Origin of the sequence: Sphingomonas sp. PL-96 (assembly GCF_020707215.1) — a bacterium.
Classification (GTDB): Bacteria; Pseudomonadota; Alphaproteobacteria; order Sphingomonadales; family Sphingomonadaceae; genus Sphingomonas.
Genome location: NZ_JAJFET010000015.1, coordinates 25,367 through 41,756, shown reverse-complemented (window position 1 = coordinate 41,756; position 16,390 = coordinate 25,367). Strand labels below are relative to the sequence as shown.

The window sequence follows — 16,390 nt, the reverse complement described above, 5'->3', positions numbered from 1 at the left end:
GAAGCGGGGATCGACGTCGACTACAGCTTCGTCCGGCTGATCTGCTCCAAGTTCGACGGCAACGATCCCAGCCATGCGATGGTGCGCGCGATCATGGAGCAGAGCTTCGGCCCGGCGTTGCTGCCGGTGCCCATCCTCGATTCGGCCGAGATCAGCCATGCCGCGATGCGGATGATGACGGTCTTCGAACTCGACAAGCCGATTGGCACCCCCAAGACGCACAAGCGCTGCAAGGCCAATCTCGATGAGGCGCTTGCCCAGATCGAGCAGCTGGTGCGCCAAGGGTGGGGGCGCGTCGCGCCGGCGGCGGAAGAGGATGTGATCCATGCCGCGGCATGAGGGACTGGATATGTTGGACTTGTTCTGCTTACGTTCACACCGGGAGGTGAGTCGTGGCGCGTAAGCAGTCGGAGTATCTGGCATCGTTGCTGGCGGACGAGCCGGCCGAGGCGCCTGCCACCCCGCCAGCGGCGGAGGAGCGTCCGCGTAGCGAGCGCGCCCGTGGCACGACGCTGCTCGGCCGCGAATCCGCCCTTGCCCGCGTGGCCAGCGGCGAGGTGCGCCAGGTCACCCAGCTGCTGCTCGACCCCGCACGTGTACGCATCTGGCCGGGCAATGCGCGCGCCTATGCGCATCTGTCGGAAGAGAATTGCCGCGAGCTGATCGACTCGCTGATTGCCGAGGGTGGGCAGAAGGTGCCGGCGGTGGTCCGCCGGATCGAGGGCGATCCGGATCACGACTATGAGGTGATCGCCGGCACCCGCCGGCACTGGTCGATCTCGTGGTTGCGCGCCCACTCCTATCCGGAGCTGCAGTTCGTGGCCCAGGTCGCGAACCTGGACGACGAGGCCGCCTTCCGCCTCGCCGACCTGGAGAACCGCGCGCGCAAGGACGTGTCGGACCTGGAGCGCGCGCGCAACTATGCCGAGGCGCTCAAGACCCATTATGGCAATCACCTGACCCGCATGGCCGAGCGGCTGAAAGTGTCGAAGGGCTGGCTGTCGAAGATGCTGCGGGTCGCGGCGCTGCCGGACGCGGTGATTGCCGCCTTTGCCTCTCCGGCGGATGTCGCGCTGAAGCCGGGCTATGCGCTCGCCCAGGCACTCGACGACAGGACGCAGGCAAAGGCGATCGTCGCTGTGGCCGGACAGCTCGCCAAGCAACAGGCTGCTCGGCGTGCGGCGGGCGACCTCCCCTTCCCCGCTGCCGAGGTAACCCGCAGGCTGCTCGACGCGCCCAAGGCACTGCGTGAGACAGCCCAGCCTTTCGTGTGGACCACTCCGCACGGTCGCCCGGGCCTCAGCGTCCAGTCGGCCAACCGGCAGGGCGTGACCATCCGCCTCCACGCCGGGTCGGGCGCCGACACCGAGCAGCTGGTCGAAGCGCTGCGCGAAGCCCTGGCGCAGCTGGAACGCGAAGGTCGGGGGCTGCAGCGATGATGCGGCCACGAGGGCCTGGCGTGTTTCCCCGGGGAAACACCTCACCGTCCTCTCCCCTCCGCTCCGATCTGTTTCCCCGGGGAAACACCGGGCCGCGCCGATGAGCCGCGCTGCCCGCGAAGCCGTCTCGGAACAGTTCGACCTGTTCCTGCCCTATGTCGCCGACCTGCCGCTGCGCGATCAGCGCGAGATGATGGAGCGGCCGTTCTTCAGCCTGGCGAAATCCAAGCGCGCGAAGCCGATCGATTACCGCTCGCCGGACGGCAAGCTGTGGGTCCATGTCTCGGCCAACCCGGACTACGGCATGGCGACGATCTGGGACGCCGACATCCTGATCTATTGTGCAAGCGTCCTTGCCGATATGGCCCGGCGCGGCGTCAACGATGTGCCGCGCAAGCTGCACCTGATGCCCTACGACCTGTTGCGCGCAATCGGCCGTCCTACAACCGGCCGCGCCTATGAGCTGCTCGGCCAGGCGCTCGACCGGCTCGTCGCCACCACCATCAAGACCAATATCCGCGCCGAGAACCGGCGGGAGGCGACGTTCAGCTGGCTCGATGGCTGGACCCAGCTGGTCGATGAAAAGACCGAGCGCTCGCGCGGCATGACGATCGAACTGTCGAACTGGTTCTGGGAAGGCGTGATGATGACCGGCGGCGTGCTGTCGATCGACCGCGCCTATTTCGACCTGACCGGCGGGCGCGAGCGGTGGCTCTACCGAGTCGCGCGCAAACATGCAGGCGGGGCGGGCGATCAGGGCTTTGCGATTTCACTTCCCACCCTGTTCGAGAAGTCGGGGGCGGAAGGGCAGTATCGCCGCTTCAAGTTCGAGCTCGCCAAGATTGCCGAGCGCGATGCCCTGCCCGGCTACAGCCTTCAGTGGGAACAGCCCGCCGACAAGCGCGAGCCGCTGCTGCGCATGTGCCGTCGGCCCGACGCGCGCGCCGACAAGCCGCCACTTCCCCAAGCCGTCAAGGCACCGGCAGCGTCCTCCCCTGCCCCCGCTGCTGCGCCGCCGCCCTCCCTGCCAATCTCGGCGGCACGGACGGAAGAGCTGATGGACGCCGCCGCGGTGATCCGCCGTTCGATCACCAGCCTCGCTACCCGTGCCACGGCCGGCGAGATCACCGACGCAACGCTTGCGACCCTGCGCGCCGAATGTCCGGGTTGGGATTATCAGACGCTGTACGCCGAGTTCCGCGCCTGGATCGATGCCGATCCCGCACGGACCCCGGTCAGCTACCAGAATGCCTTTATCGGTTTCGTCCGCCGCTACGACGCCAAGAACCGCCACGAACTCGGCCGCTGATCTCGCGGGGGTCGGCCTGCTGCGCCAGGCACCCCACGCCGTTCTCTCGCGGACCCGGCACTGACCCGTCTTCTCGCGCTTTGTGTTCCCGAAGTGTCGGGTCCCTCGCGCCCCATCGTTCCGCCGCTCGACGGGACGCGTCCGATTTGAAGCTTGTTGGAGATGCGCGTGTTGGAAATGATTCAAACTTCATCGCGCAATCGCCCGTCAAAGTAGACCGTCGGCACATCGGGAACGCTTCCCGGACCTTCGGGAACTCATCCCCGACACATCGGGAACGGGACCTTCGACACGTCAGGAACGATGCTCCGACACTTCAGGAACGCGGCGACCGCCCATCTGCCTGAAAAGCCATGGGCTTTCGACAGTTCCGGGGCGGCTAACCGTCTAACCTAGGGTTTAACCCCTCTAACCCCGCAGGAGAGTTTTCTCCTTTGAGAGTCAGGAGAAGGGAAGGGGCAGCAGTTGTCTCCATCATCGCGCCTGCCGGCTCTTCCACAAGCAATAGACCGCCAGCGCATAGAGGAAGCGGCTGTGGTCGGCGCGCCCTGCACGATGCTCGGCGAAGACACGCTCCACCTCGGCCGTGTTCCACAAGCCGTCACGGTTTGCGCCGCTGTCCCGCCACAGCCCCTCCGCATCGCGTCCAAAGTCCCCGGCAAACCACATGGGCAACGGCATCTGGAACCCCTGCTTGCGCCGGTCGAACACGCCCGCCGGGAGCCAGGGCGCGACCGCTTCGCGCACCACATGCTTGCCGGTCCGGCCGCGAAGCTTCATCGCGGCGGGCATCGACAGCGCGAGGTCGACCATGCGCTGCCCCAGCATCGGTACCCGCACTTCCAGCGAATGCGCCATGCTCGCCCGGTCGACCTTGGTCAGCATCGCACCCGGCAGATTGAGCACCAGGTCGGCCAGGCCGAACTGCTCCAGCGTATCGGTCGAAATGGCCCGCGGATCCGGGAAATAGCGCTCGACCAGCTGCGCGATCTCGTTCCGCCCGCCGTTTGCCTGCGCCAGAAACTCGGGCGTGAACACGCGGTTGCGCAAGGGCTGCGAGGTAATCTGCGTCTTGGCGAAGAAGCGCGCGATACCGCTGGGGAGGCCGGCGCTCGCCGCAGTCTTGGTCCAGCGCTGCAGCACTTCGTTGAGCCGCCGCGAGGGCAGGGGAGGGACCGCGCCAATCGCGCGCGCGCCATGGCGAAGCAGCGCCGGCAGATTGCCGATCGTGCGCTCGGTCGCATGCCGCTTGTAGCCGAAGAACAGCTCGTCGCCGCCGTCGCCGGACAATACGACCTTTACCTGTTCGGCCGCGACCTGGCTGACGTACCAGGTCGGGACCATCGACGGGTCGGCGAAGGGCTCGTCATAGGCGGCGGCGACCTGGGGCAGGATCTCGCGCGCATGCGCCAGTTCCAGCATGCGGGTCTGGTGGCGTGTGCCCAGCGCCTTGGCGATCGCCTCGGCCGGGCCGCTTTCATCATAGCGGGCGCCTGAGAAGCCGATGGTAAAGGTGCGCACCGGCCGGTCGGAGACGCGCATCATCGCAGCCACGACCGCCGAGGAGTCGACGCCCCCCGACAGGAAGGCGCCGACCTCGACGTCCGCGACCATCTGGTCCTGCACGGTCGCAAGCCAGGTGTCGCGGAAGCTCGAGACCCAGTCCGCCTCGTCGCGGGTGGCGGCCGGTCGATACCGCGGCGTCCAGAAGGGCTCGGGTGCCTCGGCAACGCCGCGTCGGATGGTCATGCGGTGGCCCGGCGGCACCGTCGCCACTTCCGAGTGGATCGAATGAGGCCCGCGCACATGGCCGAACCGGAAATAGTCGAGCAGCGCGGCGGGATCGGTGGTGAACTGGAAGTCGGGCACGCCGGTCAGCGTCCGCAGTTCGGAGCCAAAGGCAAAACCTGCGGTTTGAGTCGAGTAATAGAGCGGCTTGATGCCGGTCGGATCGCGTACCAGCGTCAGCGTGCGCTCGGCCCGGTCCCACAGCGCGACCGCGAACATGCCGTCCAGGCGCGCCCATACCGCATCCCCCCAGGCCTCATATCCGGCGAGAATGACTTCGGTGTCGGAGTGGCTTTGAAAAACCCGCCCCGCCGCCCGCAACGTGTCGCGCAGGCGGCGGTAATTGTAGATCTCCCCGTTGAAGATCAGGGCGTATCGATCATCCGCGGAGAACACCGGCTGCTGACCGCCGGCCAGGTCGATGATCGCAAGGCGCCGCATGCCGAACGCAAAGTCGCCGTCGGCAAACACGCCCTCGTCATCCGGCCCGCGATGAACGATGGTGGCGCATTGCGCGCGCACCAGTTCCGCCGGGACTGCGCCGCCGGGTTTCCAAAGTCCTGCAATTCCGCAAATGGTGAACGTCCCCCCGTGCGTGTTTTTCTGCTGTGCGTTCATAGGGGTAGGTCTTCGGGGCAACAAGGCGATTGCCGGACGGCGCCCTCGCCGTTAGGTCACCGGCGTCCATGGATGCCGCTTCTTCATCCTCTCCCCGACCCGCCGGGTTGTTTCGTGCGGCGGCGCGCAACCTGGGATGGTTGCTGGCCAGTCGCGGCGTGCTCGCGGTGCTGTCGCTGTTCTATCTCGGCATCGCGACGCGGGCGCTCGGGGTGGAGGGGTTCGGCCGCTTCGCGCTGATCACCGGCGCGGCGCAGACGCTTGCGACGCTGGTGGCGTTCCAGACCTGGCAGATCATCATCCAATACGGCGTCGCGCCCCATGCGGCGGGCGACCGGGGCGCGCTCGGACGCCTGTTCCGCGGCTGCGCGCTGCTCGACCTTGCAGGGGCGCTAGTCGGCGCCTTGCTCGCCTGGGCGATCCTGTCGATCTGGGCAGAGGCGCTGGGGATCGCCCCGACCCTGGAGCGGGCGACGCTGATCTTCTCGATCGTGCAGCTCCTGACCGTACGGTCCACTCCGCTCGGCATCCTGCGTTTGCGCGACAGGTTCGCACTGTCGGCGCTGGCCGACAGCGTCACCCCGGCGGCGCGGTTCGTGGGTGCGATCGCGGTCTGGCTGATCCATCCCACGGTGCAGGGCTTCCTGGTCGCCTGGGGGGTGGCCGAAGTGCTCACGGCCGCCGTCTATTGGATCCTGGTCGCCCGACAGGGCGATCTGCGCCTGATGTGGCGCGCGCGCGGTTCCCGCGGCCTGCCGGACGAGCACCCTGGCATCGTCCGCTTCGCCGTGAGCACCAACGCCAGCGCGACCCTGGGGCTGTCGAGCAAGCAGTTGCCGCTGCTGCTGGTCGGCGCCACGGCAGGGCCAGCGGCCGCAGGCGTGTTCCGCCTGGCCTCGCAGATCGCGCAAGGCCTGGGCAAGCTCTCCCAGCTCATCTCCCGCGCTGCCTTTCCTGAAGTGGTGCGGACGCTGCGCGATGCCCCGCCCGAAGCATTGGCACGGCTGATCCGGCGGCTGTTCCTGGGCAGCCTTGTCGCCGCGGGCGCGATCATGCTGCTGGTGATGGTGGCTGGAAAGCCCGTGCTCAGCCTGGTCGGCGGGCGAGAGTTCCGCCACGCCTGGACGATGCTGCTGTGGCTCGCCCTTGCCGGCTGCCTTGATCTGACGGCAACGGGCGTGGACACGGTGCTCACCGCAATGCGGCGCGCGGGGCGGGTGTTTGCGATCCGTCTCGCCGGCGTGGCGGCAATGGTGGCAACGGCGATTCTGGTGGCCCCGATCTATGGCGCGACCGGCATTGCGATGGCGGTAACGATCGCCTCTGCGGTGGTCGCGCTGCTGATGATCGTCGCTGCGCGGCAGCTGTCCCGGCCGGCGGGGTGAGCGGAGGGCGCTTCCCTTGGTTGCACGCAGGCGTGCGGCCGCATAGCCTCTGGGTTCCAAGGAGCTGCCCTGCGTGAAACTGATCCTGCTTGCGGCCGCAGCCGCTGCCGTCGCCCCCACCGCTTCCGACGCGCCGATCTCGCCCGATCGCCTGTCGGACTCAGTGCGGGTACTTGCCTCCGATGCGTTCGAGGGAAGAGCGCCCGGATCCGCGGGTGAGGCGCAGACGATTGATTGGCTGATTGCCCGATTCAAGGCGCTGGGGCTGGAGCCCGGCGGCCCGAACGGCAGCTGGACGCAACCGGTGCCGCTGGTCCGGACCGAACTGGGGGAGGGCAGGGCAGCCGTGGCCTTTGGCAGCGGGACCGCGATGCCGCTGGTGCAGGGCCGCGACCTCTATGTCAGCACCGTGCAGCCGGTGGCGCAGGTGCGGATCCCCGACGCACCGATGGTGTTCGTCGGCTATGGCGTCTCCGCACCGGAACGCGGGTGGGACGACTTCAAGGGCGTGGACCTGAAGGGCAAGGTTGCCGTCTTTCTGGTCAACGATCCGGACTTCGAGGCTGCGGCAGGCGAGCCGGTCGCGGGCAGGTTCGGCGGCCGCCGCATGACCTATTATGGCCGCTGGACCTACAAGTTCGAGGAGGCGGCGCGCAGAGGCGCGGTCGCCGCGCTGATCGTGCACGACACCGCAGGTGCCGGCTATGGCTGGGAAACGGTGACGGCCCCGCGTGGCGAGAATTTCGACATCGCCGGGAGCACCGGACGCGTGCCCCTGCAGGGCTGGCTGAGCGGCGAGGCTGCGGCTACGCTGTTTGCGCGCGCCGGCCAGGATCTGCCGGCGCTGCGGCGCCAGGCCCGTCGCGCCGATTTCCGCCCCGTGGCACTGGGTGACGCTCGTTTCTCGACCGACCTTCCGGTCCGGACCAGCAGGATCGAGAGCCGGAATTTCCTCGCGCGTCTTCCCGGCTCCGAGCGGCCGGACGAAGTGGTGATGTATGGCGCGCATTGGGACGCCTATGGCCGTGCGGCGGACGGCACGATCAGGCCCGGCGCCAACGACGACGCACTCGGCGTCGCCGGCCTGCTGGAGATCGCCCGTGCGTTCAAGGCTGCGCCCGCGCCCCGGCGCTCGGTCGTGTTCGGCGTGTGGACCGCCGAGGAGCGCGGCCTGCTTGGCTCCGAGGCCTATGCTGCGAGGCCCGTCTATCCGGCCGCAAAGACCGTCGCCAACATCACCCTAGACATTCTTCAAACGGCAGGACCGGCACGCGATGTGATGCTGGTGGGGCAGGGGCAGAACGAGCTCGAGCAGGATCTTGCCGCCGCTGCCCGCGTGCAGGGTCGCACGGTCACGCCCGAGGCGCTGCCGGAGCGCGGCCTTTTCTATCGCGCCGACCATTTCTCGCTGGCCAAGCGCGGTGTACCGACCTTGCTGTTCATGGCGATCAGCGGCGCGCCCGACCTGGTGCAGGGGGGCCGACCCGCCGGCGACGCATGGCTGAAAAGCTATATGGTCTGTTACCATCAGGCATGCGACGCATGGCGGGCGGATTGGGATCTGCGGGGCGCGGCCGCCGACGTGACGCTTGCCTACCAGGTCGGTCGCGGCCTCGCGATTTCCGCACGCTGGCCGCGCTGGAATGCGGGTTCCGAGTTCCAGGCGGTGCGGCGCGAAAGCCAGGCAGCGCGCTGAAGCTCAGGACGGGCGGCGCAGGATCCAGGCGGCACAGCCTGCGAGCACCGCTGCCACGCCAAGCGCGACCAGCGGCTGTGGCCGCACCGCCCAGCAGAACAGCGCGAAGCCGATCGCCATGCCCGCGCACGAGGCAAGCTTGGCATGCCGCGGCACCGCCCCGCGTTCGCGCCACGCCACCAGCGCAGGGCCAAAGCGCGGGTGACGCAGCAACCATAGCTCCAGTCGCGGCGAGGACCGCGCAAAGCAGGGTAGGGCGAGGATCAGGAAATCGGTGGTCGGCAGCAAGGGCACGAAGACGCCGACAAAGCCGATCGCGACCAGCACCAGCCCCAGACCCAGCCAGGCGAGCCGCGCGGTGCGGCCCTGCCGCAGCAGGGCAGCCCGCGCCGCGGGATCGGGCTCAGCCACGACCGGCCGCGGCGTTGCCGTTGCTGCGCCCCTTGCGGCCGTCTCTGTTCCGCGCCCCTGACACGCCGTTCTACTATCGCGAACGGCTCGCAAGGGGAAGCGCCGCCCCGTTGGGGCAGCGCCGGTTATTCGCGGGTTAGAACTCGAACGCGGCGCTGAACCGGAACGAGCGGCCCAGGATCGGCCGTGCCAGGATAGCACCGGTGCCCTGGCCGCCGATGATGCGCGGGTTGCCCTCAGTCAGACCGATCTCGTCGGTCAGGTTGTTGCCCGTCACTTGCAGCCGGATGCGCTGTGCCACTTCGACCGACACGCCGGCGTCGAGCTGGTAGAAGTGCGGCAGCACCTGCTGGTTCTCCGGATCGGAGAAGCGGTCGCCGGTGTACTGCAGCGTCGCGAAAACAGACGGGCGCAGACTGCCGACATCGACGTCGATTGCCGGCGTCACCCGCCACATCCACTTGGGCTGGCGCTGCACGCGGTTGCCGGTGTTGTCGATCGTGCCGTTGCTGGTGAAGAAGTCGCGATAGGTCGCGTCGAGATAGGTGCCGGCTGCGGTAATGCTGAACCATGGTGCTGGCCGCAGCGCACCTTCCAGCTCCACGCCGGTCGCCTTGGCCCCGCCGTTCGAGGCGAGCGGCACATTGTCGATCAGGGTGGTGGTGGCCAGCCCCTCGAACTTGTTGTGGAAGACCGTCGCATAGAGGTTGGCGATCCCGGTCGAGATCTTCACGCCGCCCTCGTACGTGTCGACCTCCGCCGTCGCGGCCAGGCCGCTGCCGCTGTCGATGTCCGCGTCCGATGCCTCCCGCAGATTGTCGAATTGCGGAAAGCTGTTGCCGCGGCTGTAGCGGGCGAACACGCCGATCTGGTCGGTGAAGTCGTAATTGGCGCCCGCCGTCCACGACCAGGCGTCGTCGCGATAGCGGATCGGGCGCGGGTCGCCGAGCACCGTGACCGAATCGTCGTAGAGGGTCAGCGGATTGCCATCCAGGTCGATATTTCCACCGGCCGCGGGCGTGCGGATCACCGCGTCCACCAGGTGGCGCTGCCAGCGAATGCCGCCGTCGATCCGCAGCTGCGAGGTCAGCTGCAGCTCGTCGACCGCGTAAAAGGCATAGTCCTGCCCTTCGTAGTTCGCCTGGACCTGGAAGCCCGGGCCGCTGGTGAACCCGTCGAGCGTCGCCGCCCGACCACCGTCCAGGACCATGTCCAGGCGGCGGGCATTGGGTTCGGCCGAGAGCAGCACCTCATTGCCGAGGGCCCAGACGTCGCGCGAGCTATAGCTGGTGTAGAAGAAGCCGCCGGTCAGCTTGTTCGTGCCGGCCGACCATTCGAACGCCGTGTCGGATACGAAGGACGAGATCTTCTTGCGCACTTCCCAGATGCCGGCGCGCAGCACACGCGCATCGGCACCGCCCTCGACCGCGCCGCCGGCGGTCGCATAGCTGAGCGAGCTCACCGTCGACCCTGCGCCGCCCAGCGTCACCGCCATGGCGGATGCCGCCACCGGCGCTTCTACCGGTACCAGCCCCAGCGTATCGGCATTGCCGCCCAGATAGCTGGTCCGCTCGCGGACGCGCAGTCCCTCGGCCAGTTCATAGTCGAAGTTGATGCCGGTGTTGATGACCTTTGCCCCGCGCCCCTGAGCGAGGTCGAGCGTGCGGCCGACGACATTGGTGGTGACCCGCGTGTCCGGCCCCATCAGCGTGCCGGTGCCGGCGTCGAACCCCGGATAGGCTTGAATGTCGCCGTCGCTGTCCGATACGATCGGGATCGGAAGCAGCCAGGCGCCATGATCGTTCAGATAGCGGGCATAGACCTCCACCGAACCTTTGCCCGCGAAGTCGTGGTGGATGTTGGCAGTGATCTGCCCACCCTTTTCAGCGCGGAAGCCGGGATCGCGCAGGCCGTTGCCACGCGCATAATAGCCGCCGATCATGAAGCCGGTGTCCTCGGCCAGCGGACCCGAGACCCAGGCATCGCCCCGGACCTCGTCATAATCGGTGTAGGACAGCTTCGCGAGCCCGTGAAACTCGCTGCCGCCGATCCGCGGCACCACGTTGACCGTCAGGCCGGGCTGGCCGAGCGAGAACAGCGAGCCCGTGCCGCCGCGCACCGCCTCGATCCGCTGCACCGTCTCGTCGAGCCGGATCAGCTGCGAGTTTTCCAGGAACGACAGGGTAGGGGGCGCAAAGATCGGCGCGCCGGCATATTGGAAGGTGACGAACTGCGCGTCACCACCCGACGGGTAGCCGCGCACAAAGATGTTGGCGCCGTTCTGGCCGCCCGAGCTTTCCGACATCACGCCGGGCACCGCGCGCAGCACGTCGGCGGTGCTGTTGGGCGCCGCGCGCTCAATCGCGTCATTGGAGAGCGCCGTTACGGCAAAGGCCGCGTCCTGGCGCCTGGTGCCGCCGCCCGCGGTGCCGACCACGATGATTTCCTCGCCACGCGGTTGGCTGGTGTCGACCAGGCCTTCGTCCGGCTCGGCGCGTTGCGCGCTGTCGGCGGCCTGGGCCGCATCGGTTTCGGTCTGGGCAAAAGCGGGATGGCTGGCCAGCAGCGCGCCTGCGGCAACACCGCGCAGCAGTTGACGGGTAGACGTGGAAAGCATCTTCTCTCCCCTCACCATGGTTCGGCCGGCTCTTGTGGCTCGGCTCGAAGATCGGGCTCCGAAGGCCCGAGAAGCGCTATAATGGATTGCGAGAAGACCCGCGATAGGTGCAAGTTACGACGGCGATCCACTGCTGCTTTTTTGCCACAGACGGGGAGGGCAGGGGGGTGCGCTGCCGCGGCAGCAGGAGGAGCGCGTGCCGCTTGTCGCAGCACGCTTCCCCCGGCATCTGGACGCACAAGGCACGTCGTACGGACGATGCGCGGAAGAAGGGACCGGAAATGAAGCTTGCGCGTTCGCTGATCGGCAGCCTGCTTGCGGTATCGGCGCTGGTCGCCAGCCCGCTGGCCGCACAGCACCGGTCGCCCGCCGATCTTTATGGTGCATTGTTCAGCGCGGTGCAGACCGGTCGCATCTTCCCCGACGGCAAGACCTTTGTCGATGCCGTGCCCAAGCGCGCGCCCGAGGCGATCCTGGCCGACTATCGCCGCGTAGCACCCGCGACGCCGGAGGCGCTGCGGGCGTTCGTGCTGGCGAACTTCACCGTGCCGGGCGTCAACGACCGTGGCGTCGCGGATCTGCGCCGCCACATCCGCACTCTCTGGCCGACCCTGGTGCGCCAGCCCGAGCCGGTCGCCGCAGGCAGCTCCGCACTGCCGATGCAGGCGCCCTATGTGGTGCCGGGCGGGCGCTTCCGCGAGATCTACTACTGGGACAGCTATTTCACGATGCTGGGCCTGACGGTCGACGGGCAGCAGCCGCTGGTCGAATCCATGCTCGCCGACTTCACTGACACGATCGAGCGTTACGGCCACATCCCCAACGGCATGCGGACCTATTATCTCGGCCGCTCGCAGCCGCCCTTCTTCGCGCTGATGCTGGACCTGTCAAAGGACAGCGACCCGGCCCTTGCCGCGCGCCGGCTCGCCGCGCTCAGGCGCGAGCATGGCTACTGGATGCAGGGCGCAACCTGCCTCGACGCGAGCGGCGCCTGTGCGCGGGTGGTGCGCATGCCCGACGGCACGCTGCTCAATCGCTATTGGGATGATCGTCCGCTGCCGCGCGACGAATCCTATGCCGAGGACGTGGCGACCGCGAAGGAGGATCCCGCTCGCCCGGCCGAAACCCTGTACCGCCACCTGAGGGCCGGGGCGGAGAGTGGATGGGACTATAGCAGCCGGTGGCTTGCCGATCCCCGCAAGCTCGCCTCCGTTCGCACCACCGACATCGTGCCGGTCGACCTCAACAGCCTGATGCTGATCCTGGAGGAGTCGATCGCGCGGCGCTGCACTGCTGCCGGCGACCAGGGCTGCGCGACGCAGTTCACGAAGCTCGCCACCCAGCGCCGGGCAGCGCTCGATCGCTATTTCTGGGTGGCCAGGGAGGGCCGCTACGCTGACTGGGATCGCGTTTCCCGCACCCCCACGCCGCGCGTGTCGGCGGCAATGCTCTATCCGCTGTTCGCCGGCGCCGCCTCGCCAAAGCAGGCCGCGGCGGTTGCCGCGACCGTGCGCCGGACGCTGCTCGCGACCGGGGGACTGCGCACGACGCCGCTGCGCACCGGCCAGCAATGGGATTCGCCCAATGGCTGGGCGCCGTTGCAATGGATCGCGATCGCGGGCCTGGAGCGCACGGGCCAACCCGACCTTGCGCGAGAGATCGCGCGGCGCTGGATCGACACCGTTGCGACCGCCTATGCCGAGACCGGCAAGATGCTCGAGAAATATGATGTCGAGGAACGCAAGCCCGGCGGCGGCGGCGAATATCCGACCCAGGACGGCTTTGGCTGGACCAATGGCGTGGCAAGCGCGGTCCTAGAGCGCTACCCGGATATCGCGAGCGCGCACCCGGGGCCAGTTGATCGCTGATCCGTAAAAAGCTCGGCGTTTTTTTACATAATCTAGGCTATCGATCTGACGCTGCCGCTCTGTTACGGCCCGTGTCTCGCAAAACGCCAAGGCGAGTTCGGCCGTACATAGGTTGCTGACAGCGTTGCGATATCGGCGGCCCGGACCGTGGCGGGGTCGCCGCGCAGGCAAATGGCGTAGCGTGTCAGCAGTCGCGGCCGGACGGCCACCACGGCATAGCCATGCTCGATCGTCCATCCCCAAGCATCGCTCGGCATGGGCAGATAGCTGCTCCGGGCGATGCGGCGAGCCATACCCATAAGATCCAGGTCTGGATCGAACGCAAATACTTCCTGATGCGGCGCGTCGACATCATCGGCCATGCAGACGCTGTCGCGTGTCAGAGTAACGGCAATCGAAGCTACCATGGTCACGTTCTCCACGCAGGCTGGCTGAGGTCTTCAGCCCCGCACCTCACGCACCAGTTCCAAGCGATCGAGCCGCTTCACCAGCACCGCCGCCCGTGCCTCCCCCAGCAGCGCCGGTGCCGCACCTGGCCAAAGGTCGAGTGCGCGAGTGACCGCCGTCTTCACCTCGCGCGCGATCCAGCGCGGGTCGAGTTGCAGGAAACGCGCAACCCGCTCGAACCGGCGCAGGTTTACCGCCTCGAACTGGTGCGTCTGCACGAAGCGCAGCGCCAGCGTATCGCCGGGCACGAAGAAGATCGTCGGCACGATGTCATAGGCCGGCGACAGTCGCACCTGGCCCGGTGCGGGAAAGCGGAAGGACCAGTTCTTCAGGTGATTGTCGCCGTTGCCCAGCAGGACGTCGGCCACGACCCGCCGCACCGCTTCTGCAATGTCGGCGCGGCGATCGGTGCTGAAGCGGCTCACCATGTTGAGCACCGTCTCGGTGGTCGCCATGGTGTACTTGCGGTCGCCGATCGCGCCCAGGATCTGTGCGGCGTCCTCGATGTGCACGCGCTCTCCCTCGGCGGTGCGATCGAAGCGGTCCACCACCAGCACCTGCTCGCCATCCGCCAGCAGCGCGTCCGGCACGCCCTCCACCGCCTCGCGCGCAACCAGGCGGCAGGGCGCAGTATCGACCCCGATCATTCGTGCGAGCTGCAGCGCGCCATGTTCCGCCTCGGGAAGCGCGGGAAAGCGCTCGCTTCCTACTTTGAGGATGCAGCGCCCGGTCGCATCCCGCCCTGGTACGGTCAGCCGCTCTCCATCCGGATTGGCGCTGAACTTCAGCTGGATTCCGGCAAGCGAGAATTTGACGACGCCGTCAGGCCGCACCGCGCGAAAGCCCACCACCGATCCCAGGTCGAGCGGTCCGGCTGAGGCAGGCGCCTGCGTCTCCGGCACCACCAGCACCGCTCCCGGCAGGTCCGCGCCCAACCGCGTCAGCACGTCGAACTGGTCGTGATCGCCCGGCCCCATTTCGCTCAGCACCAGCGTGCGCAGCGCGCCCTCGGGCAGCAGCCCTGCGAACCACGGCGGCAGCGTGCCGTGCAACCCGATCTTGTCGGCTCGCGATGCGAGGCGATCGCGCGTGCCCGCATCCGCAGTCGGGTCATACCAGCCCAGGCTCAGCAGCGGTCGCGCCGGGTCGCGCAGATAGGCCTCGGCGACGGTGAAGCTGACCGCACCGTCGCCGTCGCGCACCAGCGTGCCGACGCGCACCGCACCACGCACCCTGTCGAGCAGATGGACACCCAGGATTGCCGGCGTGGCCATCAGCCCTCATCCTCCAGATCGACGAACAATTCGTCGAACGCCGAGCCGGCGGGCTGCCGCGCTTCCGGCGCTTCGCCGTCGATCCCGGCGCGAACGGCTGCGGCCTGAGCGCGGGGCACCAATACCGGTACCACGTCCAGCGCATCGCACATCTCCGCCAGCAGCGTCAGGCGATCACGTCCCCAGCGGCTTCCCAGCAGGTCGCGCTCGAGTTCCGAAATGCGCGCACGATCCCGACCCAGGCGCTGCGCGATTGCAGGCTGGCTCAGGCCACGCCGGATGCGAAAGCCCCGCAGCTGCTCTCCCAGCGTCGTGAAGATGGTATCGTCCATGCGTTATTCCGCTCTGTAACCTCGCGAATAGCGGAATAACGCTACACGTCACCCGCTTATGCGACAAGGCGGTCCCAGCAGCCGGTAGCAAATGCGGCAAAGACGTGCCTTGCACCAGCTCCTGACACCGCTTACCAAAGCGCCACGCCCGCAAAGAGGCGAAGAGGAGGATGCGTGCCGGAGCCGACCGCGCCAGCTTGCGAAACCTGCGTCCCGACTGCCGGGTCATCCCGCAGTCGGGTCTTCGTTGCAGCTCCCGTCCCCGCCCCCTACGCTTGTGCTGCGCACCGCACGGCCTGAGATCCCAAGAGGAGCCACCATGTTCGAACGCACTTATTACGCCACCCATCCCGACATGATGGAGTGCGTCTCCAACGAGGAATTGCGCGACCGCTACCTGATCCAGGGGCTGTTCCGGGAAGGCGAGTGCGTGCTCAACTACACTCACGCCGACCGCTTTGTGATCGGCGGCGTGGCCCCGGGGGCCGAGCCGGTGAAGCTTCCCGACCAGATTGAGCCTGCGTCCGCCGCCGGCCACCCGTTCCTGGAGCGCCGCGAGCTCGCGATCGTCAACATCGGCAAGTCCGAGGGCACCGTCACGGTCGACGGCGAGAGCTTCACGCTCGCCAACAAGGACTGCCTCTATGTCACCATGGGGGCGAAGGAAGTCGTGTTCGCTGGTGAGGGCGCGCGCTATTATCTGGCCTCCTGCCCAGCCCACAAGGCGTTCCAGACCCGCAAGCTCGGCATCTCCGACGCGAAGGCGCTCGACCGTGGCAGCCTGGAGGAATCCAACGAGCGCACCATTTACCAGCTCGTCATCCCCGGCGTCTGCGACAGCGCGCAGCTGGTGATGGGCCTGACGGTGCTCAAGCCCGGCAGCGTGTGGAACACCATGCCCCCGCACATCCACGAGCGGCGCAGCGAGATCTATTGCTATTTCGAACTCGACAACCCCGACACCGACCGCGTGATGCACTTCATGGGCGAGGGCGAGGCGATGCGCCACATCGTCATGGCGAACGAGGAAGTCGTGATCTCGCCGCCCTGGTCGATCCACATGGGTGCCGGCACCAAGGCCTATGCCTTCATCTGGGCGATGGCCGGCGAGAACCAGGACTATACCGACATGAACGTGCTGGACATCTGCCAGCTGGCGTAACCGACGCCACGCCCCTCCCTGCACGGGAGGGGTCGGGGGTGGGT

Annotated in this window: 12 protein-coding genes and 1 pseudogene; 7 read left to right on the top strand and 6 right to left on the bottom strand. The window is 67.7% G+C overall.

Annotated features, from left to right (window positions below; translation table 11 throughout):
- The 3 genes and pseudogenes from LK533_RS17415 to LK533_RS17405 form a co-directional block, all read left to right on the top strand.
- A pseudogene (locus LK533_RS17415) lies at positions 1-339 on the top strand (chromosome partitioning protein); the annotation flags it as partial.
- A gap of 53 nt (positions 340-392) precedes the next feature.
- Positions 393-1,439, top strand: a complete 1,047-nt coding sequence (locus LK533_RS17410; protein ID WP_229364344.1) for a ParB/RepB/Spo0J family partition protein — start codon at positions 393-395, stop codon at positions 1,437-1,439.
- Positions 1,440-1,539: 100 nt separating this feature from the next.
- Positions 1,540-2,748: a replication initiator protein A gene (locus LK533_RS17405; protein WP_229364343.1), complete on the top strand. Its 1,209-nt coding sequence runs from the start codon at positions 1,540-1,542 to the stop codon at positions 2,746-2,748.
- Between the two features lie 474 nt (positions 2,749-3,222).
- Here LK533_RS17405 and asnB read toward each other — a convergent pair whose 3' ends face one another.
- Positions 3,223-5,154, bottom strand: coding sequence for an asparagine synthase (glutamine-hydrolyzing) (gene asnB, locus LK533_RS17400; protein WP_267495512.1), 1,932 nt, complete (start codon positions 5,152-5,154; stop codon positions 3,223-3,225).
- A 68-nt stretch (positions 5,155-5,222) separates the two neighbouring features.
- Between asnB and LK533_RS17395 the strand changes: the two genes are divergently transcribed.
- Together LK533_RS17395 and LK533_RS17390 are read left to right on the top strand one after the other, a co-directional pair.
- Positions 5,223-6,539, top strand: coding sequence for a lipopolysaccharide biosynthesis protein (locus tag LK533_RS17395; protein WP_267495511.1), 1,317 nt, complete (start codon positions 5,223-5,225; stop codon positions 6,537-6,539).
- Positions 6,540-6,618: 79 nt separating this feature from the next.
- Positions 6,619-8,235, top strand: a complete 1,617-nt coding sequence (locus LK533_RS17390) for a M28 family peptidase (protein WP_420705885.1) — start codon at positions 6,619-6,621, stop codon at positions 8,233-8,235.
- A 3-nt stretch (positions 8,236-8,238) separates the two neighbouring features.
- Here the strand turns inward: LK533_RS17390 and LK533_RS17385 are convergent, their stop codons facing one another.
- Together LK533_RS17385 and LK533_RS17380 are read right to left on the bottom strand one after the other, a co-directional pair.
- Positions 8,239-8,646: a YbaN family protein gene (locus LK533_RS17385; protein ID WP_229364340.1), complete on the bottom strand. Its 408-nt coding sequence runs from the start codon at positions 8,644-8,646 to the stop codon at positions 8,239-8,241.
- Between the two features lie 136 nt (positions 8,647-8,782).
- The gene (locus LK533_RS17380) at positions 8,783-11,263 is read right to left on the bottom strand and encodes a TonB-dependent receptor (protein WP_229364339.1); all 2,481 of its coding nucleotides are present in this window, start codon (positions 11,261-11,263) and stop codon (positions 8,783-8,785) included.
- 281 nt (positions 11,264-11,544) lie between these two features.
- Between LK533_RS17380 and treA the strand changes: the two genes are divergently transcribed.
- Entirely contained in the window at positions 11,545-13,131 is a 1,587-nt protein-coding gene (gene treA / locus LK533_RS17375; protein WP_229364338.1) for an alpha,alpha-trehalase TreA, read from the top strand.
- Positions 13,132-13,193: 62 nt separating this feature from the next.
- Here treA and LK533_RS17370 read toward each other — a convergent pair whose 3' ends face one another.
- Genes LK533_RS17370 through LK533_RS17360 form a run of 3 tightly spaced genes read right to left on the bottom strand, consistent with a single transcriptional unit; the run spans position 13,194 to position 15,184 of the window.
- Positions 13,194-13,553, bottom strand: coding sequence for a hypothetical protein (locus LK533_RS17370; protein ID WP_229364337.1), 360 nt, complete (start codon positions 13,551-13,553; stop codon positions 13,194-13,196).
- Between the two features lie 18 nt (positions 13,554-13,571).
- Positions 13,572-14,852 (bottom strand): type II toxin-antitoxin system HipA family toxin, encoded by a 1,281-nt coding sequence (locus LK533_RS17365; protein WP_229364336.1) that lies wholly within the window; start codon positions 14,850-14,852, stop codon positions 13,572-13,574.
- Positions 14,852-15,184 carry a helix-turn-helix domain-containing protein gene (locus LK533_RS17360; protein WP_229364335.1) on the bottom strand — a complete coding sequence of 111 codons (333 nt, stop codon included), beginning with the start codon at positions 15,182-15,184 and terminating at the stop codon, positions 14,852-14,854. Before LK533_RS17360 ends, LK533_RS17365 begins: the two co-directional genes overlap by 1 nt.
- 319 nt (positions 15,185-15,503) lie before the next feature.
- Between LK533_RS17360 and kduI the strand changes: the two genes are divergently transcribed.
- A complete protein-coding gene (gene kduI, locus LK533_RS17355; RefSeq protein ID WP_229364334.1) occupies positions 15,504-16,346 on the top strand; it encodes a 5-dehydro-4-deoxy-D-glucuronate isomerase in 843 nt (280 codons plus the stop codon).
- Positions 16,347-16,390 lie beyond the last annotated feature (44 nt).